This window comes from Beggiatoa alba B18LD (assembly GCF_000245015.1).
GTDB lineage: Bacteria > Pseudomonadota > Gammaproteobacteria > Beggiatoales > Beggiatoaceae > Beggiatoa > Beggiatoa alba.
The window spans coordinates 1,679,548-1,705,859 of record NZ_JH600070.1 but is presented as its reverse complement, the minus strand read 5'-3'; the positions used below and the strand labels follow the sequence as shown (position 1 = coordinate 1,705,859).

Sequence of the window (26,312 nt, the reverse complement as noted above, 5' to 3'; positions counted from 1 at the left end):
TTTTAATATAGATGCGTAGTCAGGAGAATTTATTGGGGAGGTTAGCTTAACATTATTTACGTATATCGTTATATAAAATATTACATAACGATTTTTATACTTGTTGTTAATAATGAGTTGACTAAATTTAATATTTATTTAGTTTATTGACGATTTAGTGCGTCATGTGAAACTTAAAATTAATTCTATCCATGTTTTTTGTTTGATAGCGAGGAATAACATGCGGTATTTATTTTCTCATTTGAATACACGGTTACTTGTGGTGGTTTTTAGCGTTCTTATTCCCACCTTAGCCTTGTTGACGTATGAAACATGGAATAAAAAAGAGCTGTTGTATGCAACATTAAACCGTGAGGCAATTTCAAGTGCTCATGCTGTTGCTCATGCACAACAAATCACCATTGAAAAATCTTTAGAATTATTAGCCTTTTTGTCCTCTTTTCCTGAGCAAACATTAAATTGTGAGAATATTTGGAAAAAACTCATTTTTTATACAGATAGGGTGTATGACAATTTAGGCTTAGTTAATCCTGAGGGAGATTTATTATGCAGTTCGCAAAATATTCCACAATTTATTAAAAATGTGAAACAAGGCGTGGTATTTAATAACGTTAAAAAAACATTACGTTTAAGCAGTGCTTATCAAATTAGCCCTGTTTCTCATACGCCTGTTTTTGTCATGATGATGCCAATTTTTACAGCAACGCATGAAATTAGTTTATTACCCTATATTTCTCTACGATTGCCCACCTTATACGAGCATATAAAACGTTTTAATTTAGCCCCTAATGCAACTTTTACCATCGTTAACACTGATGGTATTGTCCTGTATCACAATATAGATAATGAAAAATGGATGGGGCAAAAGTTTCCGATTCCTTTGATTACCACTGAAACAATTATTTCTAGCCAATTAGATAATATAGAGCGTTTATATGGTGTTGCACATTTATTAGATGTTGATGAACAAGTTGGCGCGTATGTTTTTATTGGTTTGCCAACATCTACTTTTTTAGCTGAGTTAAACACGCAATTGTTATTTAGTTTGTTACTCATCGCACTCATGGCTGCGACGGTTGCGCTATTGACATGGTTATTAGGAAAGTGGTTGTTATTACAGCCAGTTCGGCAGTTATTAGCGTTTACTGAGCAATTAACAGCGGGAAATTTACATGCACGTAGTTATATCAAAGATGATATTGGAGAGTTTAGCCAATTAGCACGAGCATTAAATAAAATGGCGAATGCGTTACAAGAACGGGATAAGGAGGTACGACAAAGTGAAGCCCGTTTGCGGCAGTTAATTCAAAATAGTCCCGTGGTCATTTATAGCAATGCGCCTGTTAAAGATTTTAATGCTTTATATATCAGCGAAAATATTATTGAACATTTAGGCTATACCCCAGAGGAAGCTATACAACCAAATTTTTGGTTCTCTCATGTTCATCCTGATGATTTGGCTAAAGTACATCATGCTTTAGAACAATTATTTATTGAAGGTCGCCAATGTTTTGAATATCGCTGTTTACATCATGATGGGCGTTATATTTGGTTACGAGAAGAAATAAAACTGACCTATGATGAAGCAGGACATCCGCATGATATTGTTGGACATCGCTATGATATTTCAAATGAAAAAAATGCAGTTTTAGAATTAGAACAGTTTTTTAATATGCCTTCAGAATTATTCCTTGTGAGTAATCAAGATGGGTATTTAATGCATTTAAACGAAGCATGGACAACAACCTTAGGGTATAGCCTTGAGGAATTGCGCTCGCATCATTTCAGCTATTTTATTCATCCTGACGATTTAACCGAAACGCAATCTACCGCAAATTTATTACATACAAATATTGTAAAAACGGTCAGTATAGAAAATCGTTACCGTTGTAAAGATGGAAGCTATAAGTGGTTATCATGGAATGCCGTTCCGTCTTCTAAAGAAGGTTATTTTTATGCCATTGCACGTGATGTAACGGCTCGTAAACAAGTAGAAGCCGAATTGCGTCAGCAAAAAGAGATGCTAGACGTTATTTTAGCGAATATCAGCGATTCACTCATTTTTACCTCACAACAAGGGCAAATTTTATTAACCAGTGCAGAAACGTTAAAAATCTTTGGCAATGCCCAAGATATATTCCAACTACTTCACAATACAGGAGAATATGGTTTATATCACACGGACAAAGAAACCCCATTAACAACAGATGAAATGCCATTATCACGGACGTTATGCGGCGAAACACTGGACAACTTAGAATTACTCGTTCGTAACCATCACGCACCTGATGGCATTTGGCTCATGATTAGCGGTCGCCCTGTCTATAACACAGCTGGGCAAATCAACGGCAGCGTTATCATTGCGCGTGATATCACTACCCGTAAACAAACTGAGCAAGCCTTGCGTGACAGCGAGGAACGGTTAAGAGCGATTTTAGAAAATAGCCTTGAAGTGGTGAGCCTTTCTGATGTTGATACCAATGTTGAATATATCAGCTCTGCAATTACCAATGTATTGGGTTATCTGCCTGAAGAATTTATCGGCAAAGCCTTTTTTGATTTAGTACATCCTGATGATACCGCCACCGCATTAAGTGATATGCGCCAACTGCTAGAAAATCCTAACAACATCATTACACAACAATTACGCTTTTTACACAAAGATGGGGGATGGCGATGGATAGAAGCGAATAATAGCAACCACTTGCAAAACCCTGCATTACGCAGTTTATTGACAAACTTTCATGATATTACTGAACGTAAAAATGCGGAGTTTGCCTTAAAACAAGAACGCGAACAATTAGCCAAGCGGGTTGCAGAACGCACAGAGGAATTGAGCACAGCCAATGCAGAACTAGCCCGCACAGCACGTTTAAAAGATGAATTCCTTGCCAATATGAGCCATGAATTACGCACCCCATTAAATAGCATTTTAGGCTTCTCAGAAATTTTGCGCGAACAAGCCATCGGTACATTAACTCCCCGTCAATTAAAATCAGTGACATTAATTGAAGACAGCGGACGGCATTTATTAGAACTGATTAACGATATTTTGGACGTGTCGAAAATCACCTCAGGGCACATGGAACTTGAATTAAGTTACGTCATTTTGCGCGATATTTGCCAAGCGAGCCTGAATTTTATCAATCAGCAAGCTACTAAAAAACAACAAAAAGTAAACTTTAATATTGATGACCCTAACATCAAAATTTTGGCAGATGGGCGACGCTTAAAACAAGTTCTGGTCAATTTGCTTAATAACGCAGTGAAATTTACACCGAATAAAGGAGAAGTTGGGCTGACTGTACGGGGAGATATAGAGCAACAATGCGTTTATCTCACCGTTTGGGATACGGGTATCGGGATTGCTGAACAAGATATGCCCAAACTCTTTAAACCATTCCAACAAATTGACAGCAGTTTAACCCGCAATTATGAAGGCACAGGATTAGGGCTGACCTTAGTACAAGGCATGGTAGAAATGCATGGCGGAAGTATTCACTTAGAAAGTAAATTAAATCAAGGCAGTCGCTTCACAATTCATCTACCATGGCGATTAAATGAATTTAGTTTAGGCACTGAACTGATGAATGCAGAAGCCAACAGTTATGAAGAAACACATGACCAAATTCAATTAAATTCCGTGCTGATTGTAGAAGACATCAACATCAATGCTGACCAGATAAAACGCTATGCTAATAGCTTAGGCATTGCTTCAGCACATATTTTATCGTTTGGCTCAGGCGTAGTAGAAGCAGCACGTCACCTAAAACCCGATGTTATTCTATTAGACTTAATTCTGCCTGACATGTCAGGCTTAGACGTATTACGCCAATTAAAGAACACGCCACAAACAACAAAAATCCCAGTTATTATCATAAGCATCATGGATGAATACGAGCACGCAATCAAACTCGGCGCAAGTGCTTATTTACAAAAACCCTTAACCCGCCAACGGCTACTTGAAACCCTACAATCCATTTTCACCCAAGCCGATTTTCAAGGAAGCATTCCACGCCAAATACCTCCCAACAATACGCTAGAACACGATATCAGTGCACGTATTAAAGAACAGCAATACCAAATTTTACTGGCAGAGGATAACGAATCAAACATTGACTACTTATTAGAATATTTAAACCCTAAAGGCTTTCAAATTACCGTTACACGTAATGGAAAAGAAGCAATAGAAAGAGCGAAAGAAATCCATCCCGACATCATTCTAATGGATATTCAAATGCCTGTAATGGATGGTTTAGAAGCGATTCAACAGTTACGTGCGGATTCTGAATTTGCAAATACGCCAATTATCGCCTTGACCGCCCTTGCAATGCCTGGTGATAAACAACGCTGTTTAGCCACAGGTGCAACCGAATATCTCAGTAAACCTGTAGGGCTTAAAACGCTGATGACCATCATAATGAGATTTTTAAATCTTTAAACAACCCAAGTTACCTGAGTTATTCAAAATTTTATAGATTAAACAGGGTTTTAATAAGTAAAATCGCTAAAGCGATTTTAACCTGAGTTCTACGAGTTTCTTTTAAAAAGATAAGTGTTTGTCTGAATCAGGATTCACCAGATTAGCAGGATTAAAAAGCGTGATTCGCCTTTTAAATCCTGAAAATCCTGATTTAGCCTTATCTGCTAATAAATCTTGATGAAAAATATAGCAAACGCACTATAAAACGATGCGAAAGACTGCCAATCCTAAATTTAAATAATTTTATGATACGTTTACTATATCTTTCCAAGCATGAGGACGCATCAACATGACCGACAAATCCCTAGGTACATTCATCAACCCCTTCACCGATTTTGGCTTTAAAAAAATCTTCGGCAGTGAAGAAAGTAAACCCCTACTCATCAGCTTCCTCAATGATTTATTACCGATAAAACATAAAATTGTCAGCTTAGAATTTAAAAATATCGAAAAGCTCGGCATGTTAGAAGAAGACCGCCGTGCCATCTTTGATATTTATTGCCGTGATGAAAAAAATCAGGAATTCATTGTTGAATTACAACGTGCGAAACAAGAACACTTTCAAGACCGCGCCACTTACTACGCCAGTTTCTTAATTCAAGACCAAGCCAAAAAAGGCAAATGGGACTTTGAATTAACCCCAATTTATTTCATTGGGATTTTAGACTTCTCCTTAGCCAGCTTTCCCGATGAGCGTTACTTACATTTCGGACAAATTACCGATATTTACAGCAAAGAAGTGATGTTTAAGAAATTGAACTTCATTTACATAGAAATGGCGAAATTCAAAAAGCAAGAATCCGAATTAGCGAATCATCTGGAATGGTGGTTATATTTTCTCCGTGAATTAGTGACATTTGACGATATGCCGAGAGAATTTCAAGGCGATATTATCGAAGACGCTTTTGCCTTAGCGAAATTAGCGAACATGAGTTATGAAGACCGCCATGCGTATGAATTAAGTTTGAAATACTACCGCGATTTCATCAATGTGCTTGATACGGCTAAACAGGAAGGGATTGAGATAGGGATGGAGAAAGGTATTGAGATTGGAATTGAACAAGGTGTTAAAAAAGGGATTGAGCAAGGGGTTAAGCAAGGTATCGAACAAGGCGTTAAACAAGGGATTGAACAAGAAAGAATGAAAGTCGCACAAGAAAGAATAAAAGTCGCAATCGCATTGAAGAAAAACAATGTACCTCTTGAGCTTATTATGGTTGCGACGGGCTTAACACGCGAAGAAATTGAACGATTATAGTAAAGGTCAAACCCTTTCGCGTGTTCCTACAGACCTGCTAGATTTTTAAACCCTAGCAGGTCTCTGTTTTATTTTATAAATCTCGCTGAATTCAAGTTTATTAAAAAAATAGCACTAAAAAAGTGCATTTTTAGCATTAAAAAACTAAAAAAGTGCGGTGTAAAACGGGGCGTTAGCAATACATTTTCTTAATAAGCTGATTTAAAAAATATATCGCACAGGTAAAAAAATGGTCTCTATTTTGCTTAAAACGAAAAACATGAAACACAACGATGTGTTTCCAACTCAAAAAGTGTATTTAGTTAATAAGCAACGTCGCTACATTAATTAAGTGCCAAATCAATTAACATGATGAAATTGCGCGTTGTGTTGATAGATGAAGACCGTGGACGAATTGCTTTATTAAAGCAAGCCTTAGATGACGCAGGTTATGAGGTCGTCGCCACGCTCGAAACAGGGGTAGAACTGTTAGCACAGTTAGAAAAAACACCCGCTGATATGATTATCATAGATTTAGAGTCGCCTGACCGTGATACCTTAGAGTATGTCAGCAGTCTTAATCGAGAACAGCCTAAGCCCGTCGTGATGTTCGCGGAAGATGGTAATAGCGATATGATTCACGCCGCGATTAAAGCAGGGGTTAGTGCTTACGTTGTGGACGGTTTAAGTGAAAAACGGGTTAAATCCGTTTTAGAAGTTGCCATTGCGCGTTTTCGTGAATATCAAGCGATGCGCAAAGAGTTAGAAGATACTAAAAGTAAATTAGCTGAACGTAAATCGATTGAAAAAGCTAAAGGTATCTTAATGCAACACAAAGGGTTAGATGAAGATTCTGCCTATCGTGCCTTGCGTAAAATGGCAATGGATAGAAATATCCGCCTTGCAGAAGTCGCAGAAGATATTATTGCTGTCTCCAAGTTATTGATATGACAGCTTATAACTCAGTAAACTTGAGTTAAGCAATGAACAATTTATAGCAAGCCAACGTTGGTTTGCGCATTGGACAACGGCGTCCGTTTTAACGAGTTAAATGCTCGTTAGACGGACGCTTTTTTTTTGGCTTTTTTTTACTGACATTTTGGGAGTTTTGCCATGCGTGATGCAATAAAATCAGGTTTTAATCGCCGCGATTTTCTGAAATTAACGGGTGCTACCGTTGGAGGAGCAACATTAATGGGCATGGATTCATTACGGAATATGGTTTACGCAGGAACAGCCGATAATCTGGAGAAAGTAAAACTCACTTTAGGGATTATTCCCTTAACCGATTGCGCTCCCTTAGTCATTGCGAAAGAAAAGGGTTATTTTAAAAAATATGGTTTAGATGTTGAAATTTCTAAAGAAGCCTCTTGGGCAAATATTCGCGATAAAGTCTCGATTGGTGCGTTAGACGGTGCACACATGTTGGCAGGTATGCCGATTGCCGCAACCTTAGGGATTGGCGCGTTACCTAAGCCAACGATAACGGCTTATAGCATGGATTTAAATGGTAATGCGATTACCGTCAGTAATGAGCTTTATGAGCGCATGGTACAAGCTGACCCCGAAGCGATGAAAGCCTCACCGACAACCGCACAAGCCCTGAAAAAGGTGATTGATGCTGATAAAGCCGCAGGAAAAGAGCCTTTAACCTTTGCCATGGTTTTCCCTGTTTCTACTCATAATTATCAATTGCGTTATTGGATGGCTTCCTCAGGGATTAATCCTGATAAAGATGTCCGCCTGATTGTTATTCCACCACCTCAAATGGTTGCTAACTTAAAAGCGGGCAATATCGTCGGCTATTGCGTGGGCGAGCCTTGGAATGAGCGGGCAGTAACCATGGATATTGGTCGCACCATTATCACCAGTTATGAAATTTGGCAAAACAATCCTGAAAAGGTTTTCGGAGTTAATTTAGCGTGGGCGGATAAAAATCCGAATACGCATAAAGCCTTAATCATGAGCTTATTAGAAGCCGCACAGTGGATGGATAAGCCTGAAAATCGCTTAGAAGTGGTCAAAATCATTTCTGATAAGTCTTATGTCAATGCGCCTGAAGATGTCGTCAAGATGTCTATGACAGGGACATTTAAATATAGTCAGAAAGAGGACCCACGCCCTTTACCTGATTTCAACGTGTTCTACCGTTATGCCGCAACCTTCCCTTGGCAATCTCATGCAGAGTGGTTTATCTCGCAAATGATACGCTGGGGACAAATCGATAAGCCTTTAAATATTAAGAAAACTGCCACAGAAATCTATCGCCCTGATATTTATCGGGAAGCGGCAAAAGCCTTAAATTTACCAGCCCCAACGATTGATTATAAAACAGAAGGTGCAAATACCAACGGGTGGGAGTTAAAAGAAGCAACTAATCCCATTGCCATGGGCGCAGACCGCTTTTTTGACGGAAAAATTTTCGACCCCGCCAAGATTGTGGAATATATCAGCAGTTTTGAAGTTCACAGCCTTGCCATGCAATTAGCGGATTTGGAGAAAGCAAATGTCTAATCATGCCGTTGTTATTCCGTTACCGCTGAACAATGCGGAAAAAACGACCGATTCTGTTAAACCCATTGCTTTACCTGTCACGATGACTGCTGAAACTGTTAGCGAATCCGCAAAAACACCTGAATTGCCAAAACAAGCCAGTTGGTTGGCAAATAATTGGCAGACTTATACCGCTGCAACCCTCTTACCCTTGGTGACATTCGCCATTGTCATCGGTTTATGGCTAATTGTACAAAAACATTTTGCAACGGATTTACCTACGCCTAGCGATGTATGGCAACGAGCGACAGAGGTTTTTGCCAGTCCTTTTTATGACAATGGACCGAATGATAAAGGCATTGGTTGGCAAGTCATGTATTCCTTAGGACGAGTCATGGCGGGCTTTTCCTTAGCCGTTATCATTGGTATTCCGCTTGGTTTTCTCATGGGCATGAGCATGAATTTTTCCCGTGCTTGCACGCCGTTAATTCAAATTCTGCGTCCTGTCAGTCCTTTAGCATGGTTGCCCATTGGGTTATTAATGTTTAAAGCCGTTGACCCTTCCGCGATTTTCGTGATTTTCATTACCAGTATTTGGCCCATCATCATCAATACTTCCGCAGGCGTGCGGGCAATTCCTAAAGATTACATGAATGTCGCTGCTGTCTTGCAATTAAATACCTTTGAAATTACACGAAAAATTCTTTTACCCGCGACCTTACCGCATATTCTGACAGGGATGCGCTTATCACTGAATATTGCGTGGATGGTGATTGTTGCTGCCGAGATGCTCACGGGTGGCATTGGGATTGGTTTCTACGTCTGGGACGAATGGAATAACTTAAATGTCAGTTCAATAGTCGTTGCCATCCTCCTCATAGGCGTGGTTGGTATCGTCTTGGAAATGCTCATGAACTTGATTCAATCCCGTTTTGACTACAATGCCCGTTAAGGATAAATATCATGAGTTACTTAAGTTTAGAACAGATAGAAATGGTCTTTAACACCAAAGCGGGCGTATTTCATGCCTTACATGATGTCTCTTTACGGGTAGAAAAAGGCGAGTTTGTCAGCCTTATCGGACACTCTGGCTGTGGTAAATCTACGGTTTTAAATATCGTCGCAGGCTTGTTAAAAGTCACTGCTGGCGGTGTGTTGCTAGAAAACAAAGAAGTCGATTCCCCAGCACCAGAACGTGCAGTTGTGTTTCAAAATCATTCTTTACTGCCTTGGCTTACGGTTTACGACAATGTTCGCTTAGCGGTCGACAAAGTTTTTGCCAATAAAAAAACCAAAGCCGAACGCCACGACTGGACATTGCACCAATTAGAACTGGTCAATATGTCCCATGCCTTAGAAAAACGCCCGAATGAAATTTCTGGCGGGATGAAACAACGGGTTGGTATTGCCCGCGCCCTTGCGATGCAACCCAAAGTGTTATTAATGGATGAACCTTTTGGCGCGTTGGATGCCTTAACCCGTGCACATTTACAAGATTCCGTGATGGAGATTCACGCGAATTTAGGCAACACCGTCATCATGATTACCCACGATGTCGATGAAGCCGTTCTACTCTCCGACAAAATTGTCATGATGACCAATGGTCCCGCCGCCACCGTTGGGGAAATTCTCAAGGTCAAATTACCGCGCCCGCGTAACCGTTTAGCCTTAGCGGATAACCCTGAATATAACCATTATCGTGCTGAAGTTTTACGCTTTTTATACGAAAGACAAAAACATAAAGCAGTGGCTTAATGAATACATAAACGTGATGACAGTCCCTGAATGAGAGCGGGGACTGTGATAAAAAAAACCGTCGCCTATTTTGTCGTTCTTGATTGTTGTGTTTGAGGTCTTTCCCATGAAAAAACGTAAATTGATTTGTGTTGGTAATGGCATGGCGGGAATGCGTACCGTTGAAGAACTGCTTGCCTTAAATCCTGATTTATATGAAATCACCGTCTTTGGTACAGAGCAATACGGCAATTACAACCGCATTTTATTGTCCCCCGTATTGTCTGGCGAAAAAGCCTTTGAAGACATTATGATACATAATGATGAATGGTATGCGAGCCGTGGGATTACTCTACACAAAGGGCACACGATTACCCAGATTGACCGCCAACAAAAAACCGTGACCAGTGATAACGGTATCACCCTAGATTATGACAAGTTATTGATTGCAACGGGTTCAAATCCCTTCATGCTCCCTGTCGCAGGTAGTCAATTAGCGGGTATCGTCGCCTATCGTGACATCCGCGACGTAGAAGCTATGCTCACTGTTGCACGTTCAGGCACGGGCAAACATGCCATTGTTATCGGTGGCGGTTTATTAGGCTTAGAAGCTGCCTATGGTTTACAAAAACAAGGCATGAATGTCACTGTCGTGCATTTACTCGACACCTTGATGGAACGGCAACTCGATAAGCCTGCCGCTGATTTATTAAAAACCCATTTAGAAAAACAAGGCTTAAATTTCCTCCTAGAAGCGCAAACGGATTGTTTTTTAGGGGAAAACCACGTGCAAGCGATTCGCTTTAAAGATGGGCGTGAATTACCTGCTGATTTAATCGTGATGGCAGTCGGGATTCGTCCTAATGTCAACCTTGCTAAAAGTGCGGGTTTAGAATGTGGGCGCGGTTTACTCGTCAATGACCATTTACAAACCAGCGACAGCGACGTTTTTGCCGTTGGTGAATGCGTCGAACATCGTCAACAAGTTTATGGCTTAGTCGCGCCCTTATATGAACAAGCCAAAGTCTGCGCTCATCACTTAGCCGATATCGGCGGTAAACACTATGCGGGGTCAGTCACCTCGACAAAGTTAAAAGTGACGGGGGTTGATGTCTTCTCAGCAGGGGATTTTCTCGGGAACGAAAAAACAGAAAGCATTGTTTTTCAAGACTTAAGCATGGGTATCTATAAAAAATTAGTCTTGGAAGACAACAAAGTAAAAGGCGCGGTCATGGTCGGCGATACCACAGACGGGGCTTGGTATTTCCAATTATTACGCGATAACGAAGACATCAGCACGATGCGGGAACGCATTCTCTTTGGGCAAGCCTTCGCTTTAAATACAGGGGATGCAGGCGGTGGCGCGAGCCTTATCGCTAGTATGGCGGATGATGCGCAAATTTGCGGTTGCAATGGGGTTTGCAAAGGGACGATTGTAAAAGCGATTCAAGAACAAGGCTTAACCACGATTGAACAAGTCAGAAAACAAACGGGCGCGTCTGCTTCTTGCGGTGGATGTTCCAATTTAGTCGAACAACTCTTAGTCCATGTCAATGGGGAAAACGCCGCGAAACCTGCGAAAAAAACCTTGTGTGGATGTACCGACTTAAGCCATGACGAAGTCCGCGAAGCCATCAGACACGGCGAAGTTTATACCGTTGCTGAGGTGATGAAATCCTTAAATTGGAAAACCCCCGACGGTTGCACTACCTGCCGTCCTGCCGTGAATTACTATTTACTCTCCACTCATCCCGATAAAGCCCAAGACGATTACCAATCGCGCTTTATCAATGAACGCGCCCACGCCAATATTCAAAAAGATGGCACTTATTCCGTTGTCCCCCGAATTTGGGGCGGATTAACCACTGCGGATGAATTACGCGCTATTGCCGATGTTGCCGATAAATACCAAGTGCCAACGGTAAAAATTACAGGCGGACAACGCATCGACCTCTTAGGCGTGAAAAAAGAAGACTTGCCCGCGATGTGGGCAGACCTCAACGCGGCGGGCATGGTTTCTGGTTATGCCTATGGCAAATCTTTACGCACCGTAAAAACTTGCGTCGGTTCAACATGGTGTCGTTTCGGCACACAGGACGCGATGGGCATGGGCATTAAACTGGAAAAAATGACATGGGGGTCATGGACTCCGCATAAAGTCAAACTAGCGGTTTCAGGCTGTCCGCGTAACTGCGCTGAGGCAACGATTAAAGATTTTGGAGTGATTTCAGTCGATTCAGGCTGGGAGTTGCATGTTGGGGGCAATGGCGGGATTAAAATCCGCGCAACCGATTTACTCTGCAAAGTCAATACAGAGGAAGAAGTAATGGAATACTGCGGGGCGTTTATGCAGATTTACCGCGAAGAAGCGCGTTATTTAGAACGGACAGCCCATTGGATTGAACGGGTTGGCGTGGAATACGTTAAACAACAAATTGTTGAAAATGTAGAAAATCGTAAACGTTACTACGAACGCTTTTTACAATCTCAAGTGCCCGCCCAAAAAGACCCATGGGCAGAACGTGCGCAAGAAGGTGTTCATGCACACGAATTTAAATCGTTGAAACACATTGATATTGTTAAGTTAGCAGATATTTCTTCTAAAGTCGCTTAAGTGTCTGTGTCAAGATTTAGCCGATTTTCAGGCGTAACCCAGCAATTTTGATACAGTTATGTCCTGAAAATCTTGAAACAGCATATATTTTTACAGGAAAACATCATGACCCATTGGATAGACATAGGACACTTAGACGATGTTCCCCGCTTAGGGGCGCGTATTGTAGAACTGGGCAAACAAAAAATTGCGATTTTTCGCACCAGTGACGATGCCATTTTTGCCGTGAATGACCGTTGTCCGCATAAAGGTGGGGTACTCTCGCAAGGCATCGTGACAGGGCATAGTGTGACCTGTCCGCTACATGGTTGGAATATTCAACTTGAAAGCGGTTGCGCGACTGAGCCGAATAAGGGTTGTGTGCGGAAATTTCCGATTAAAGTGGAAAATGGACAGCTATTTATCTCCTTAACCCCAGAAACGACCCCCGCTTAACGACAGATAACCGCACGACTGAGGTTTTATAGATGACACATACAACACAAACGACTTGCCCCTATTGCGGGGTTGGCTGTGGTGTCGTGGCAACCCGTGAAGGGGATAAAATCACCGTCAGCGGTGATAAAACCCATCCATCCAATTACGGACGTTTATGCTCCAAAGGTGCGGCACTGGCAGAAACCTTAAGCCTAGACGGTCGTTTATTACAGCCCGAAATTCGCGGACAACAGACCGATTGGGAAACTGCCCTTAATACTACCGCCAGCGCGTTAAACGACATCATTGAAAAATATGGGCGTTCTGCCATTGGCTTCTATGTTTCAGGTCAATTACTGACCGAAGATTATTATGTTGCCAATAAGCTCATGAAGGGCTACATCGGAACAGCGAATATCGACAGCAATTCCCGCTTATGTATGGCTTCTAGCGTGGCAGGACATAAACGCGCTTTTGGTAGTGATACTGTTCCCGTTGATTACAGCGACCTAGAACAAGCCGACCTCGTGGTTATCGTGGGTTCTAATATGGCTTGGTGTCATCCCGTTTTATTCCAACGCCTCAGTGCTGCCCGTCAACAACACAATGACAAATTAAAAATCGTCGTTATCGACCCGCGTCGTACTGCCACTTGCGATATTGCCGATTTACATTTACCAATTAAAACAGGGTCAGATGTCATTTTATTCAATGGATTACTGCACCATTTACGCGCCCATGACCATTTAGACTACCGCTTTATTGAACAATCAACCCAAGGGTTTGCCAGTGCCTTACAAATCGCGAAAGAAACCGCAGGGTCTATTCCAACTATTGCCCAAGCCTGCGATATTCCTGAAAATGACCTTATCGAATTTTATCGCCTGTTTGCCCGTACAGAAAAAGTTGTTACCCTTTATTCTCAAGGGGTTAATCAATCCAGTAGTGGCACGGACAAAGTCAACAGCATTATCAACTGTCATCTCGCAACGGGACGCATCGGACGGGTTGGGATGGGCCCTTTTTCCATCACAGGACAACCCAACGCCATGGGCGGGCGTGAAGTCGGCGCGTTAGCGAATCAGCTCGCGGCACATTTAGAATTTGAACCCGAATATCAAGCCATCGTCCAAAATTATTGGCAATCGCCTACCATTGCCCCACAAGCAGGCTTAAAAGCCGTTGATATGTTTGAGGCAATTCAACAAGGCGACATTAAAGCCATTTGGATTATGGCAACGAATCCCATTGTTAGCTTACCCGATGCCAACAAAATAAAAACGGCTCTTGCAAACTGCGAGTTAGTCATCGTTTCCGACTGTGTGCGTAATAACGACACCGTTCCCTACGCCCATATTCTCTTACCCGCGCAAACATGGGGCGAAAAAGACGGCACTGTCACCAATTCAGAAAGACGGATTTCACGCCAACGCGCCTTTTTAACCGCACCTGTTGAAGCAAAACCTGACTGGTGGATAATCAGCCAAATTGCCCAACGCATGGGCTACCGCCACGGCTTTAACTATCAATCGCCTGCCGATATTTTCCGCGAATACGCAGGACTCTCAGGCGTAGAAAACAATGGTCGTCGAGACTTTGATATCAGCATTTTTAGTCAATTGACAGATGAAACCTATCAAACTTTTACCCCCTACCAATGGGCACCGCGTTCAACCCTGCAATTAGCGAGCGATACCCATCATCGCCCGCGTTTTTTTGCTGAAGGACGCTTTTACACCCCTTCAGGCAAAGCCAACTTTATCCCTGTTCGTCCCATTGCCCCCAAAAGCGATACCAGCACAAGCTATCCTTTTATCCTCAATACAGGACGAATTCGTGACCAATGGCACACCATGACGCGCACAGGCAAAACCCCGCGCCTACTTTCTCATTTAAGCGAACCCTTTGTTGAAATTCATCCCGATGATGCACAAGCATTTAATATTAAAGAGAATGAATTAGTCTGTCTTGATAGTGGCTTACAACAACAAATCATTGTCCGCGCTAAATTCAGTGAAGGACAAAAACGCGGTTATCTGTTCGCGCCGATGCACTGGAATGAACAATTTAGCGCACAAGCCCGCGTCGGCACACTGATTGCGCCCCATACTGACCCGTATTCAGGACAACCTGAATTTAAACATACCCCTGTTGCGCTTTATCCATACTCGGCAACATGGCACGGTTTTCTACTCTCAAAAAATTCCCTAGAACTGCCTAAAAATGCAGGGATAGGCTACTGGGCAAAAATCCCGCAACAAGGTTTTTGGCAATACGAATTTGCAGGCGATGAACTGCCATTAAATTGGGCAACATGGGCAAGTACCCACTTTCATGTGGATGCAACTTGGCTAGAATTTACCGACATTGCACATGGTCGCTATCGTTGTGCACAAGTACAACAAGACCTACTCGACACCTGCCTATTTATCAGCCGTGATGGACAACTCCCCAGCCGCACAGGCTTAAGCGATTTATTTAACCGTCCTTTAACGTTACAAGAACGGCTTGGACTACTAACAGGACAAGTCGGGAAAAGTACAGGTGAACGCGATACGGTTTGCGCTTGCTTTGGCGTTGGGCGTGCTACGATTATTAAAACCATTCAAGAACAGGGTGTTAATAGCGTTACACAATTAAGCGAGATTTTAAAAGCGGGGACTAATTGCGGGTCTTGTATTCCTGAGTTAAAACAGTTAGTAGCGCAACACGTGATTAAACAGGTGGCTTAAACTTATAAAAAAAGACAACAGCTTGTCTGAATCAGGATTCACAGAATTTTCAGAATTAGCAGGATTAAAAACAATTAAAAACATAATTTTTTATTCTTTTAATTTTCTTGTCTTTTTAATTCTGAAAATTCTGTTAATTCTGAAAATTCTGATTCAGACAAGCTGTTGTCTTTTTAAAAGAAACTCGCCGAACTCAGGTTAATTCAGACAATATTTTAATACAGAATTTATTATATTTTTGGATTTACAATAAACCCTGTTTTTTCTAATTCGGATTCAGGTTCTACATGAATGGTGATAATCGCGTGGTGCAAGGCTTGTTTTAATGCTTGCTCAATCCGTTCACAGATAGAATGGGCTTCTTGTACCGGCATATTGGCAGCAACGACTAAATGAAATTCTACGAAAGATAAACGCCCCGCCCGTCGTGTGCGGATTTGATGCGCTTGTATCGCGCCCCGCATTTCAGTTCGGATAATGTCATAAACAGGTTGTAACTCATTGTCTGACATGCTTTCATCCATTAACCCACCAACAGAATGCTGTAATAAATGGCTACCCATCCAGATGATATTTAAGGCAACTAAAATAGCTAATAGTGGGTCTAACCACCACCAGCCCGTCAGCCATGCTAAACCAATTCCCAACAGTACCCCAACAGAGGTAATCACATCACTTAAAATATGTAAGCCATCCGCCCGTAATGCTGGAGAATAGTGTTGGCGACTTTGCCAAATCAGATAAGTGGCTAATAAGCCGTTAATAACAGAGGCGATTAAAGAAACACTTGCCCCAATGCCTACTTCGGTTAACGCTACTGGCGAGAAGAGACGCTCCCATGCTTCCATGATGATTAGAACAGCAGCAATTAAAATCAAAACGCCTTCGACGATGGCTGAAAAATATTCGGCTTTTGTGTGTCCATAAGGGTGATTTTTATCGGGTGGATTATAGGCAACCCTTAATGCCAGTAGGGCAACCAGTGCTGCTGCAATATTGACAAAGGATTCTAAGGCATCGGAGTAAAGCGCAACTGACCCTGTCAGCCAGTAAGCCAGCCATTTAAACCCTAAAACAAGGCAACCGATAATTAAGCTCAGGAGAGCTACGGAAGAAGGCGAAAGGGTGTTAGGTGTTTGATTGGTTGTCATGTGTAAACGGTTAAGTAGGGTAAAAGCCATTGAAACAGTTAATAATCGGGGACAGTAGCATAGCTGTTTAATCTTAAGGCATGATGAATGATTAAAAGATATATATCATCGTTTAATCTTATATTTCCATGTGTAAAACCCTGCGTTAAAATGCCTCCCCCTTTCTTCGTTTGAGATGTTATAGAAACATGGATATTTTAAATTGGTTATCGATGGTTGGGGCAACCCTTTTAGTGGTTGGGTTAGCTGAAATTGGTGATAAAACACAAATTATGTGTATGTTGTTGGCAGCAAAGCATAAACCGTTACCCGTTTTATTTGGGGCAACGGCTGCTTTTATGGTGTTAAATTTGTTAGCTGTTTTGTTTGGTTCTATTGTTACAAAATGGTTGCCTGAACAAGTTGTTGCGTTGATTGTTGCCATTTTGTTTATCTTCTTTGGGGTAAAGTCTTTGTTAGCAAAAGAAGAGGATGAAGAGGGTGAAGCATTAGAAGAAAAGGGACAACATACTGTTTTTGTGACGGCTTTTTTACTAATTTTTGTGGCTGAATTGGGCGATAAAACACAGCTTGCGGTAACGGGGATTAGTACAACGGTAGCACCTGTTGCGGTGTGGGTAGGGGCGACTATCGCGTTATTTTTAACCTCTGCTTTGGGCGTATGGGCAGGACAAACATTATTACAGCGTATTCCGCTGGTGTTATTGCATCGTATCAGTGGGGTCTTTTTCCTTCTCGTTGCGGTTTTTGCGTTGTATAAAGCGTTTAGTTAATTTGTCATATTTGCTCATCATTCCCCCTTTTTCTCAAGGGGGCATGATTTATCTGATTAACCTGAGTTCGGCGAGGTTTTTAAAAAGATAACAGCTTGTCTGAATCAGAATTCACAGAATTTTCAGAATTAACAGAATTTAAAACCCTTAAACCAAAAAATTAAGGTGAATCATGCTTTTTTATTCTGCTAATTCTGTGAATTCTGATTCAGACAAAAAAAGACCTGCTAGGTTTTTAAAACCTAGCAGGTCTCTGGTTTATTTTATAAATCTCGCCAAACTCGGGTTGATTAAGTCCCGCTTGTTTCAGCGACTTCTAACGTATTTTCTAATAAACTTGCAATTGTCATCGGTCCTACCCCACCCGGTACGGGGGTTATCCAGCTTGCACGCGCTTGACAGCTTGTAAATTCAACATCACCCACTAATTTACCTGTACTTAATCGGTTCATGCCGACATCAATCACGATTGCATTTGATTTTATCCAATCGCCTTTTACTAATTCCGCTTGTCCAACAGCTACAACAAGGATGTCTGCTTGACGGGTTTGTGCAATTAAATCACGGGTACGGCTGTGGCAAATTGTGACGGTGCAGCGTGCGGCGAGTAGTTCTAATGCCATCGGTCGACCAACAATATTCGATTGTCCAATCACAACGGCATTTTGACCAACGAGGTCTATGCCTGTTTTGGCTAACAGCGTCATCACGCCTTTAGGGGTGCAAGGGCGTAGTAGTGGCATTTTGAGCGCGAGTCGACCAATGTTATAGGGGTGAAAACCATCTACATCTTTATGCGGTACAATCCGCTCAATCACGGTATTGGGGTCTATATGGGCTGGGAGTGGGAGCTGTACTAAGATGCCGTCGACGCTGGGGTCTGTATTTAATTGGTCTAAAATGGCAAGCAGTTCTGCTTGCGTTGTTGTTGCGGGTAAGTCGTAATCTTTAGCGATAAAGCCAAGTTCTTCACAGGCTTTGCGTTTGTTGCGGACATAAACGAGGGAGGCGGGGTTTTCACCGACAAGTATTACCGCTAAACCAGGGGCACGTCGTCCTTGTGCTAAACGTTGTTGAACACGTTTAGCCATCTGTTGGCGTAACTCAGTAGCTACGGCTTTACCATCAAGAATTTTTGCAGTCATGTGTTTTGGCGCAAATTACAGGATTTTTAAAAGGAATATGAAATAAAGGTTATTTAGTGAGAGAGTGCTAATGGGTAGATTTTAGCATTGATTAGTGCGTTATATAATGTAAGCAGGTTTTATTAGCAGTTTTTTCACAAAAAGTATGCTATCAAACTATAATTGCTCATAATTAATAAGCTCACGAGTATTTAATAGGTATCACACAGCATGATCGGCACGAAACAGACTGAAAGTAAAGAACAAACAACTATTTTACTGGTTGATGATATTGCTGAGAATTTAGCATTATTGTCAGAGTGTTTCGAAGGTGCTGGAATGGAAATCATGGCAGCACTGACAGGGGAGGAGGCGTTAGAGTTAGTGCGTTATATGAGTAAGCCAGACATTATTATGTTGGATGTGATGATGCCTCATATGGATGGGTTTGAAACTTGTCGTCAGTTAAAAGCGCATCCTGATACTGCGGATATTCCGATTATTTTTATCACTGCGTTGACGGATACAGAAAGTAAGGTGAATAGTTTTGCTGTAGGCGCAGTTGATTATGTTTGTAAACCGATTCAGCGTGATGAAGTGCTTGCACGGGTGAATACGCATTTACGTATCAGTCGGCTACAAAAGCAGTTAGTTGAGAAGAATAAGCAGTTAAATCAACGTAATCAGTTATTACATTTGTTTCGCAATACAGCCGCAAATGAGTTATTTCCATACTTACAGCAAGTAAGTGATACAGCTAAATATTTAACGGGGCATAATCATGTTATTACGCCGTCAGAAATTTATGAAAATGCCTCGCAGATAGAAAATGCTAGCGCGAAAATGATACGGGTTATCTTAGATAATCTTCTCAATGAGGATTTATTTCATTAACTGTTCACCCCATTTGTATCCAATCAGCGATTTAATGGGGTTGTATATCACGCAAATGTCGCCCAACGGCTAACCACGCGCCCATCAGACCCAATAAGATACTAATCAAGAGTAATTTAAGCGTGGTTAGTATATCTAACGTAATCAGTTGAAATTCGCTGTGATAGAGCGCGATAAGTGAATTTACAGGGGATTGTAAAAAAACAAACGCGACTGTCACCAGTAACCACGCAATGATTCCACCCGCTAGACCATACCAAAAACCGCCATAAAGAAACGGACGACGGATAAAAGCATCTGTTGCACCGAATAGTTTATTAATCTCAATTTCGTCTCGACGATTATCGATAGATAAGCGAATCGTATTACCAATTACCAATAATACGGTCAGGGCTAATAATCCGCCAAGAATCCACACGCCTCGTTGTACCACTGCCATCATCGCAAACAGACGGTTTAACCATTGCATATCATATTGCGCTAATTCAACTTCTGGCAGAGCGCGTAATTCATTCAATAAGGTTTCATCCCCTGTTGGTAAACCCGCTTTATTGACAGCTTGCGACGTGGTTTGAATAACGATAACGGCAGGTAATGGATTTGAGTCTAATGCATTAATCGCATCGGCAAAGCCTGATAACTCCTTATATTCGTTTAACGCTTCTACACGACTGATAAAACGTAAATTCTGTACGCCTTCTTTTTGATAAATTTCTTCGGCTAAGGTTTGCGCCCGTGTGTCATCCACATCAGATTTTAAAAATAAAGAAATTTGTGCCGTCCCTCCCCATGCTTGGCTGATATGACGCGCATTCTCTAAGAGTAAATATAAACCCGTTGGTAATGCTAACGCGATGCCTAAAACGGCAGCCGTCATCAGGCTCGCAAACGGTGAGCGGGCGAGTTGTCCTAAACTCGAGAATAAGACATACAAATGATGGGCTAACCATGCATTATGAAATTCGGGTTCTGTGGGGCTGGCTTTTTTAGGACGTTGTGCCGTTGTTGTATTCGCGGGGGGCTGGCGATTTGTACGAGTTGCAGAATGAGGACGTTTCATGAAAATGTCGCGTGTAGGCAGGAGACAAACAGATGGGGCATGAGAATGAAAGAGGATACAAGACCAGCCTGTTATCCTCTGTACAGCTTACGGAAAACTAAAATACACTTTTAACTGATAAAAAAAGTCTTCTGCTGAAAAATCAGGTGGTTGACTGCCTTTTTTCAAAGGTTCAGAAAAGAAATCCGCTTCCCACGTTTCTGGCGTACCTTCGACTTTCTCCCAGCCAACAGAGACATTGTATGTTAAAACGCGGACAACATGCCCATCTTTCCAATGCTCATAGAATAACTGTTCTTTGTCTGGTTCTAAGCCAAAATAAAGCGCGTCGGTTTTTAATTCAGTTGACAATCTTTTTAAATTCGTTGGAATAACGTGTGCTTCTTTGCCCTTTGCAACCCGCGCATATTTATAATCGGTATCTGTTGGGATTTCCCCCCCAAATTCTTTTTGTAACCATACTAAATCCTGCTCTCCATTATTCAAGCGTACATACACGACACTGAATCCAGACATTACATTAATCCTCGTTCTGCGAGAGAGATACTATAACCATCACCAACAATAATGTGATCGAGTACCCTCACTTTAATCTTATCCAAAATGTCTTTTAAGACTTGCGTGATTGTAATATCCGCGTGGCTAGGGTCTGCAACCCCAGAGGGGTGATTATGCGCAAAGATAACAGCTGCTGCATTATGATCTAACACCTTCCTCATGACTTCGCGCGGATAAACGCTAGCACCATCCACTGTTCCAAAAAATAACTCTTCAAACTTAATCACGCGGTTTTTATTGTCCAGAAATAAACAAGCAAATACTTCATAAGGCTTTCCACCCAATGCGGTTAATAAATAATTACGGGTGACATCAGGACTAGACATCACATCACCCCGCTGTAAGCATTGGCTGAGATAACGTTTACTCAACTCTAAGCAAGCCTGCAACTGTATATATTTTACAGTCCCTAAACCATTTGCTTGGCAAAAACGCCCAATTTCTGCCCCTAATAAACTGCGTAAATCTCCAAATTCTTTCAATAAATCATGTGCTAAATCTAAAGCACTTTTACCTTTTACCCCTGTACGAAGAAAAATTGCTAATAACTCTGCATCGGTGAGTGCTTGCGCACCACGTTGCAAGAGTTTTTCCCGTGGGCGATTCTCCTCGTCCCAATCTTTAATGCTCATAATGGGATTCCTACCTTCAATAATAACGATTTTTATTCGCCTAACGACTGTTAAACAGTGCTTATTATCATGCCATTCTATTTACTTTTTATCTTTTTCGCACTGACAATATATAAGGCTTATCTAAAAATGCGTGAGATTTACTCCCCTGTATAAACACAACCACTTGTACAAGTTTCTTCAATCACAATTTTAGATAATGCGGGTAAAACAGGTTTTAAACGCTGCCAAATCCAGCGAGCAAGGTTTTCACTGGTAGGATTCTCTAACCCTGCTATCTCATTCAAATAATGATGATCTAACTGCGCATACAAAGGCTGAAACGCGCTTTTAATATCACCAAAATCCATAATCCACCCTGTGTGCACATCAACAGCCCCACTCACATACAGAGAGACTTGAAACGAATGCCCATGCAAACGTGCACATTTATGCCCTTCTGGCACATGCGGTAAACGATGTGCAGCTTCTATACTAAATCTTTTATAAATTTCCATACCCAAGCTATCTCAATAAAAAAACAGAGAAAACTAAACATTTTCCCTGTTTAATAACATCATCTTATAATGACCACGGATTAATACTGGCAACAAATTGCATCCGCCTATTTAACACACCAATCTATACGCCCGTTTTTAGTGCAAGATAATTGCCTACTAACTCTACCGCCACCTGCTCACCATTAAAAACTTGAACTTGTAATGTCCAACGCGCTTTTCCACGTTGAAAAAATTGGGCTAAAAATGGCTCAACTACTGCTTTGTCAGGTAATTGACACCATGCCCTAATGTCCGTCGTAACAGGCTGTAAATAAGCGATTTCCGTCTTATATACTAAAATATTCGCTGACGCGCTAACCCGTTGAAGTAACGCATGTGTTAATGCCCAACCTGTTACCGTCATAATCGACGCTAAACTTCCCCCAAAAGCGGTCTGCTTATCATTCAAATGCAACGCAAGTGGCGCAAACAGCTCTAAACCTGACTCATCTAAACGACTGACTTGAATCCCCATTGTTTGTGTAATGGGAATTGCACGGTGCAAGTGATATTGTAAATCGGTTAAAGTGGACATTATCTGTGGTCTAAAATATGCAAACACCGTTTAAACAAATGTTTTATGAAGATATTAACAGAGTTACTTTTAGAACATCATCAAAAACATTGTTATATTAAAGTAATATATTGTAAAGAATTATTAAACGCTATAATCACTCACAGAAAACTTTTCGTGCAAGTCACGTGAGAACGCTGTTTATCTCAGGTAAAATAAACAGGAAGTATATAAGGGAGATACGAACAGTGATACCGATTGATATTATCCGGTTAATTGTTGTAGAAGAATCAGCCAACGACGCTGAAATGATTTTAAATAGTTTACGTAAAGCCCGTTTTCCAATTCGTCCGCGTCATGTAGAAGATGATGAAGACTTACAAAATGCCCTCGCCGAACAAGAATGGGATTTACTAATCTCCGTTCCACAAGTCGGAGAGTTTACTGTTGCCCAAGTATGCGAAATGGTCAACTCGTCGCGCCAAGACATTCCCGTGATTGTCCTCATGGAAAAACTAGAAGGACAATTAATGGGCGCGCTCCTTAGCGCAGGTGCACGCCACGTCATTCCCCGAGATAATGAAAACTGCTTACAAATTATTGTCGGACGCGAACTACAAGAACTTGCAAGCCGTCGTCAACATAAACATTTAGACCAACTGTATCGAGAAAGTCAGCGACAAAATAAAATACTGCTTGAAACCTCACGCGATGCCATTGCTTACGTGCACGATGGAATGCACGTCCATGCAAATCCCAGCTATTTAGACATGTTTGGCTATAAAAGCATGGAAGTTTTAGAAGGTCTTCCCGTCATGGATTTAGTCAGCCTCGAAGACCAATCAAAATTTAAAGACTTTATGCGCGATTTTATGACCCATGAAGCCGAAGGCGATAGAAATATCGAATTGCGAGGCATTCGTGCTGATAAAAGAGCCTTTAAATTAGCCATGGAAGTCAGTCAGGCGATTTATGCCAGCGAACGCTGTATTCAAATCATCGTCCGCGACCAATCCCAAGATGAAGAAAAAGAAAAACTACAACGTCAATTAAAAGAAGCAAATATCCGTGACCACGTCACAGGCTTATACAATCGGACTCACTTTATTGCGTTACTTGAAAAAGCCCTTGCCAAAGCGATGGAAAACGGCGTGCGTAGCGTCGTCCTATACATTGCCCTAGACAACGTAAGCGTTGGTAGCATCGACTCCGTTATTAAAAACATTGGGAAAGTCATTAACGACCTTACGGAAACAGGCGTATTAGCCCGCTTCGGCGACAACGTCTTTACCATCCTCATGCTTGATAAAGATGTCACTTTTGCCAGTGAATTAGCCACCAAAATCTGCAAAGCCGTTGAAGCAACTGTCACCGACTTAGGCACGGGTGAATCCATTATCACCACTTGCAGTATCGGGATTGCCCTCGTTCTTGCCTCTGCGGCAACCCCACAAAACGTCCTGAGCGACGCGCATACAGCCTGCTTAGAAGCCAGTAAACGTGGTGGTAACACCTTTGACATTTACAAAGCCGTCCTAAAAGCAACAGAACAAGGTGGCTTAAAAATCAGCGATATTGCCAAAATGATAGAAACGGCAATTGAAGAATCTCGCCTCTCCCTCCGCTATCAACCCATCGTCAGCCTGCACGGCGAATCACAAGAAATTTATGAAATTTTCCTCCGCATGGTTGATTCCGAAGGTAAACCCATTCCCTCAGGCAGTTTATTCAGTGCCGCAGAACAAGCCAATTTAAGCATAAAACTAGACAAATGGGTGCTACAAGAAGCATTCAAAGTCTTGATGAAGCAAGAAAAATCAGGGCATCAAACCTACTTATTTATCAAACTATCTGACCAAGCAATTAAAGATGAAAATATCCCCCTATTCATTCGCAAATTGCTTAAAACAACCTCCTTACCAGGAGAACGCCTGATTTTCGAAATTAACGAAACCATTGCAATTACTCAAGTCAATCTAGCCAAAGCCTTTATTAGCACCCTCAATAAAATGGGCTGTCGCACTGCATTAGAACACTTTGGCACAGGCTTAAACTCTGCGACGACCTTAAAACATATCCCTGTGGACTACGTCAAAATCCACTACTCCTATGCTAAGGGTTTATCCACCAATACCGACAATCAAAAAGCGGTACAAGACATTGTCAAACTTGCCCACGAACAAGACAAAATTACCATTGCCGAAGCCGTAGAAGATGCCAACAGCCTCACAGTTTTATGGCAATGCGAAGTAGATTTCGCCCAAGGACACTACATCCAAGAACCCAGCGACGAAATGTCCTACGAATTCACCGAAGAGGAATCATAAGCACAACAACTAAAAAAACCAAAAAATAAATTAAAAAACAAAGGCGTATAACACATTAATCCCAAATTTTTAAGTGTTATACGCCTTTCTCTTGAGGAAGTTTTACCGCAAAACTTGTTTTCAATAAATTAGTAAATAATAATATTTTAATAGTAGCGTTTTATCATCCCACTCAATAATGATAATAACACCACTAAATCACAACGCTTAAAAATGTGAGGAGAACGCATGAAATTTGCCATCATGGTCAATGAATCACCCTATCAACATCAAGCCTCTGATTCCGCCTACCAATTTGCACAAGCAGTGCTTGCCAAAGGACACAGTATTTTCCGCATCTTTTTCTACCACGACGGCGTAAACAACGCTACCCGTCTCACTGTCCCCCCCCAAGATGACCGCCACATTGTCAACCGCTGGTCAGCTCTCGCCAAACAACACCAAATAGACCTAGTCGTCTGCGTTGCTGCCGCACAACGGCGTGGCATTCTTGACGAATCCGAAGCCAAACGCAATGGCAAAGATGCCAACAACATCGCCGAAGGCTTCCGCATTTCAGGACTTGGGCAACTGATAGAAGCCAGTATTCAAGCTGACAGATTTATTGTATTTGGCGACTAAGCGGAGAATAAAAACCATGACAACCGACACAGAAGACGCAGGCATGATTAAGAAATTCTTATACATCAACCGTCGCGCACCTTACGGCACAATCTACGCCCTAGAATCTTTAGAAGTTGTTTTAATCGGCGCAGCTTTTGAACAAGATGTGAGCCTTGCCTTTATAGATGACGGCGTTTATCAACTGAAAAAAAACCAAAATACGCAAGAAATCGGCGTTAAAAACTTCTCCCCCGCCTATCGCGCCCTAGACGACTACGATGTCAATAAACTCTATGTTGACAAAGCCTCTCTACTTGCTCGCGGCTTAAGCGAAGATGATTTAATCGTACCCGTCACCATCCTAGAAACGGCAGAAATAGCCGCTTTAATGGATGCACACGATGTCATTTTCAGCTTCTAAGGAATT

The 26,312-nt window shown here is 41.7% G+C and carries 21 protein-coding genes; 14 read left to right on the top strand and 7 right to left on the bottom strand.

Features of this window, described 5'->3' with window-relative positions; translation table 11 throughout:
* The first annotated feature begins 220 nt into the window (after positions 1-220).
* The 9 genes from BEGALDRAFT_RS18050 to BEGALDRAFT_RS06820 all read left to right on the top strand — a co-directional run bounded on the left by BEGALDRAFT_RS18050 (position 221) and on the right by BEGALDRAFT_RS06820 (position 15,710).
* A complete protein-coding gene (locus BEGALDRAFT_RS18050) occupies positions 221-4,441 on the top strand; it encodes a PAS domain S-box protein (RefSeq protein ID WP_002685090.1) in 4,221 nt (1,406 codons plus the stop codon).
* Positions 4,442-4,772: 331 nt separating this feature from the next.
* Positions 4,773-5,741, top strand: coding sequence for an Rpn family recombination-promoting nuclease/putative transposase (locus BEGALDRAFT_RS06855; RefSeq protein ID WP_002685088.1), 969 nt, complete (start codon positions 4,773-4,775; stop codon positions 5,739-5,741).
* A gap of 348 nt (positions 5,742-6,089) precedes the next feature.
* Entirely contained in the window at positions 6,090-6,671 is a 582-nt protein-coding gene (locus BEGALDRAFT_RS06850) for an ANTAR domain-containing response regulator (protein WP_002685087.1), read from the top strand.
* Between the two features lie 162 nt (positions 6,672-6,833).
* Positions 6,834-8,234 (top strand): CmpA/NrtA family ABC transporter substrate-binding protein, encoded by a 1,401-nt coding sequence (locus tag BEGALDRAFT_RS06845; RefSeq protein WP_002685085.1) that lies wholly within the window; start codon positions 6,834-6,836, stop codon positions 8,232-8,234.
* Positions 8,227-9,165, top strand: a complete 939-nt coding sequence (gene ntrB, locus BEGALDRAFT_RS06840) for a nitrate ABC transporter permease (protein WP_002685084.1) — start codon at positions 8,227-8,229, stop codon at positions 9,163-9,165. The genes BEGALDRAFT_RS06845 and ntrB overlap by 8 nt, the downstream gene beginning before the upstream one ends.
* 11 nt (positions 9,166-9,176) lie before the next feature.
* Positions 9,177-9,968 (top strand): ABC transporter ATP-binding protein, encoded by a 792-nt coding sequence (locus BEGALDRAFT_RS06835; RefSeq protein ID WP_002685083.1) that lies wholly within the window; start codon positions 9,177-9,179, stop codon positions 9,966-9,968.
* 106 nt (positions 9,969-10,074) lie between these two features.
* On the top strand, positions 10,075-12,561 hold the full coding sequence (gene nirB, locus BEGALDRAFT_RS06830) for a nitrite reductase large subunit NirB (RefSeq protein WP_002685082.1): 2,487 nt from the start codon (positions 10,075-10,077) through the stop codon (positions 12,559-12,561).
* A 105-nt stretch (positions 12,562-12,666) separates the two neighbouring features.
* A complete protein-coding gene (nirD, locus tag BEGALDRAFT_RS06825) occupies positions 12,667-12,996 on the top strand; it encodes a nitrite reductase small subunit NirD (RefSeq protein WP_002685081.1) in 330 nt (109 codons plus the stop codon).
* 32 nt (positions 12,997-13,028) lie between these two features.
* Complete coding sequence (locus BEGALDRAFT_RS06820; protein WP_002685079.1) at positions 13,029-15,710, top strand: nitrate reductase; 2,682 nt, start codon at positions 13,029-13,031, stop codon at positions 15,708-15,710.
* Positions 15,711-15,940: 230 nt separating this feature from the next.
* On the opposite strand, the gene BEGALDRAFT_RS06815 is transcribed toward BEGALDRAFT_RS06820, so the two are convergent.
* The gene (locus BEGALDRAFT_RS06815) at positions 15,941-16,861 is read right to left on the bottom strand and encodes a cation diffusion facilitator family transporter (protein WP_050978472.1); all 921 of its coding nucleotides are present in this window, start codon (positions 16,859-16,861) and stop codon (positions 15,941-15,943) included.
* 188 nt (positions 16,862-17,049) lie between these two features.
* Here BEGALDRAFT_RS06815 and BEGALDRAFT_RS06810 point away from each other — a divergent pair, with 188 nt between their 5' ends.
* Entirely contained in the window at positions 17,050-17,634 is a 585-nt protein-coding gene (locus tag BEGALDRAFT_RS06810) for a TMEM165/GDT1 family protein (protein ID WP_002685076.1), read from the top strand.
* Positions 17,635-17,924: 290 nt separating this feature from the next.
* Here the strand turns inward: BEGALDRAFT_RS06810 and folD are convergent, their stop codons facing one another.
* The gene (folD, locus tag BEGALDRAFT_RS06805; RefSeq protein ID WP_002685074.1) at positions 17,925-18,779 is read right to left on the bottom strand and encodes a bifunctional methylenetetrahydrofolate dehydrogenase/methenyltetrahydrofolate cyclohydrolase FolD; all 855 of its coding nucleotides are present in this window, start codon (positions 18,777-18,779) and stop codon (positions 17,925-17,927) included.
* A gap of 210 nt (positions 18,780-18,989) precedes the next feature.
* Here folD and BEGALDRAFT_RS06800 point away from each other — a divergent pair, with 210 nt between their 5' ends.
* Entirely contained in the window at positions 18,990-19,652 is a 663-nt protein-coding gene (locus BEGALDRAFT_RS06800) for a response regulator (protein ID WP_002685073.1), read from the top strand.
* Positions 19,653-19,683: 31 nt separating this feature from the next.
* On the opposite strand, the gene ftsX is transcribed toward BEGALDRAFT_RS06800, so the two are convergent.
* From ftsX to BEGALDRAFT_RS06775, 5 genes are all read right to left on the bottom strand, one after another.
* Positions 19,684-20,712: a permease-like cell division protein FtsX gene (gene ftsX / locus BEGALDRAFT_RS06795; RefSeq protein ID WP_002685071.1), complete on the bottom strand. Its 1,029-nt coding sequence runs from the start codon at positions 20,710-20,712 to the stop codon at positions 19,684-19,686.
* Positions 20,713-20,799: 87 nt separating this feature from the next.
* Entirely contained in the window at positions 20,800-21,228 is a 429-nt protein-coding gene (locus BEGALDRAFT_RS06790) for a hypothetical protein (protein ID WP_002685065.1), read from the bottom strand.
* On the bottom strand, positions 21,228-21,902 hold the full coding sequence (radC, locus tag BEGALDRAFT_RS06785; protein ID WP_002685063.1) for a RadC family protein: 675 nt from the start codon (positions 21,900-21,902) through the stop codon (positions 21,228-21,230). The genes BEGALDRAFT_RS06790 and radC overlap by 1 nt, the downstream gene beginning before the upstream one ends.
* Positions 21,903-22,042: 140 nt before the next feature.
* Complete coding sequence (gene queD, locus BEGALDRAFT_RS06780; protein WP_002685062.1) at positions 22,043-22,399, bottom strand: 6-carboxytetrahydropterin synthase QueD; 357 nt, start codon at positions 22,397-22,399, stop codon at positions 22,043-22,045.
* Positions 22,400-22,523: 124 nt separating this feature from the next.
* On the bottom strand, positions 22,524-22,976 hold the full coding sequence (locus BEGALDRAFT_RS06775) for a YiiD C-terminal domain-containing protein (protein WP_002685061.1): 453 nt from the start codon (positions 22,974-22,976) through the stop codon (positions 22,524-22,526).
* Positions 22,977-23,203: 227 nt separating this feature from the next.
* Between BEGALDRAFT_RS06775 and BEGALDRAFT_RS06770 the strand changes: the two genes are divergently transcribed.
* The 3 genes from BEGALDRAFT_RS06770 to tusC all read left to right on the top strand — a co-directional run bounded on the left by BEGALDRAFT_RS06770 (position 23,204) and on the right by tusC (position 26,306).
* Complete coding sequence (locus tag BEGALDRAFT_RS06770; RefSeq protein ID WP_002685060.1) at positions 23,204-25,282, top strand: EAL domain-containing protein; 2,079 nt, start codon at positions 23,204-23,206, stop codon at positions 25,280-25,282.
* 228 nt (positions 25,283-25,510) lie between these two features.
* On the top strand, positions 25,511-25,903 hold the full coding sequence (gene tusD / locus BEGALDRAFT_RS06765; protein WP_002685059.1) for a sulfurtransferase complex subunit TusD: 393 nt from the start codon (positions 25,511-25,513) through the stop codon (positions 25,901-25,903).
* Positions 25,904-25,919: 16 nt separating this feature from the next.
* Positions 25,920-26,306, top strand: a complete 387-nt coding sequence (tusC, locus tag BEGALDRAFT_RS06760) for a sulfurtransferase complex subunit TusC (protein ID WP_002685058.1) — start codon at positions 25,920-25,922, stop codon at positions 26,304-26,306.
* The last annotated feature ends 6 nt before the right edge of the window (positions 26,307-26,312 follow it).

Coding starts and splice junctions, on each gene's coding strand:
- BEGALDRAFT_RS18050 (WP_002685090.1), top strand. CDS start 221: ATGCGGTATTTATTTTCTCATTTGAATACACGGTTACTTGTGGTGGTT.
- BEGALDRAFT_RS06855 (WP_002685088.1), top strand. CDS start 4,773: ATGACCGACAAATCCCTAGGTACATTCATCAACCCCTTCACCGATTTT.
- BEGALDRAFT_RS06850 (WP_002685087.1), top strand. CDS start 6,090: ATGATGAAATTGCGCGTTGTGTTGATAGATGAAGACCGTGGACGAATT.
- BEGALDRAFT_RS06845 (WP_002685085.1), top strand. CDS start 6,834: ATGCGTGATGCAATAAAATCAGGTTTTAATCGCCGCGATTTTCTGAAA.
- ntrB (WP_002685084.1), top strand. CDS start 8,227: ATGTCTAATCATGCCGTTGTTATTCCGTTACCGCTGAACAATGCGGAA.
- BEGALDRAFT_RS06835 (WP_002685083.1), top strand. CDS start 9,177: ATGAGTTACTTAAGTTTAGAACAGATAGAAATGGTCTTTAACACCAAA.
- nirB (WP_002685082.1), top strand. CDS start 10,075: ATGAAAAAACGTAAATTGATTTGTGTTGGTAATGGCATGGCGGGAATG.
- nirD (WP_002685081.1), top strand. CDS start 12,667: ATGACCCATTGGATAGACATAGGACACTTAGACGATGTTCCCCGCTTA.
- BEGALDRAFT_RS06820 (WP_002685079.1), top strand. CDS start 13,029: ATGACACATACAACACAAACGACTTGCCCCTATTGCGGGGTTGGCTGT.
- BEGALDRAFT_RS06815 (WP_050978472.1), bottom strand. CDS start 16,861: ATGACAACCAATCAAACACCTAACACCCTTTCGCCTTCTTCCGTAGCT.
- BEGALDRAFT_RS06810 (WP_002685076.1), top strand. CDS start 17,050: ATGGATATTTTAAATTGGTTATCGATGGTTGGGGCAACCCTTTTAGTG.
- folD (WP_002685074.1), bottom strand. CDS start 18,779: ATGACTGCAAAAATTCTTGATGGTAAAGCCGTAGCTACTGAGTTACGC.
- BEGALDRAFT_RS06800 (WP_002685073.1), top strand. CDS start 18,990: ATGATCGGCACGAAACAGACTGAAAGTAAAGAACAAACAACTATTTTA.
- ftsX (WP_002685071.1), bottom strand. CDS start 20,712: ATGAAACGTCCTCATTCTGCAACTCGTACAAATCGCCAGCCCCCCGCG.
- BEGALDRAFT_RS06790 (WP_002685065.1), bottom strand. CDS start 21,228: ATGTCTGGATTCAGTGTCGTGTATGTACGCTTGAATAATGGAGAGCAG.
- radC (WP_002685063.1), bottom strand. CDS start 21,902: ATGAGCATTAAAGATTGGGACGAGGAGAATCGCCCACGGGAAAAACTC.
- queD (WP_002685062.1), bottom strand. CDS start 22,399: ATGGAAATTTATAAAAGATTTAGTATAGAAGCTGCACATCGTTTACCG.
- BEGALDRAFT_RS06775 (WP_002685061.1), bottom strand. CDS start 22,976: ATGTCCACTTTAACCGATTTACAATATCACTTGCACCGTGCAATTCCC.
- tusD (WP_002685059.1), top strand. CDS start 25,511: ATGAAATTTGCCATCATGGTCAATGAATCACCCTATCAACATCAAGCC.
- tusC (WP_002685058.1), top strand. CDS start 25,920: ATGACAACCGACACAGAAGACGCAGGCATGATTAAGAAATTCTTATAC.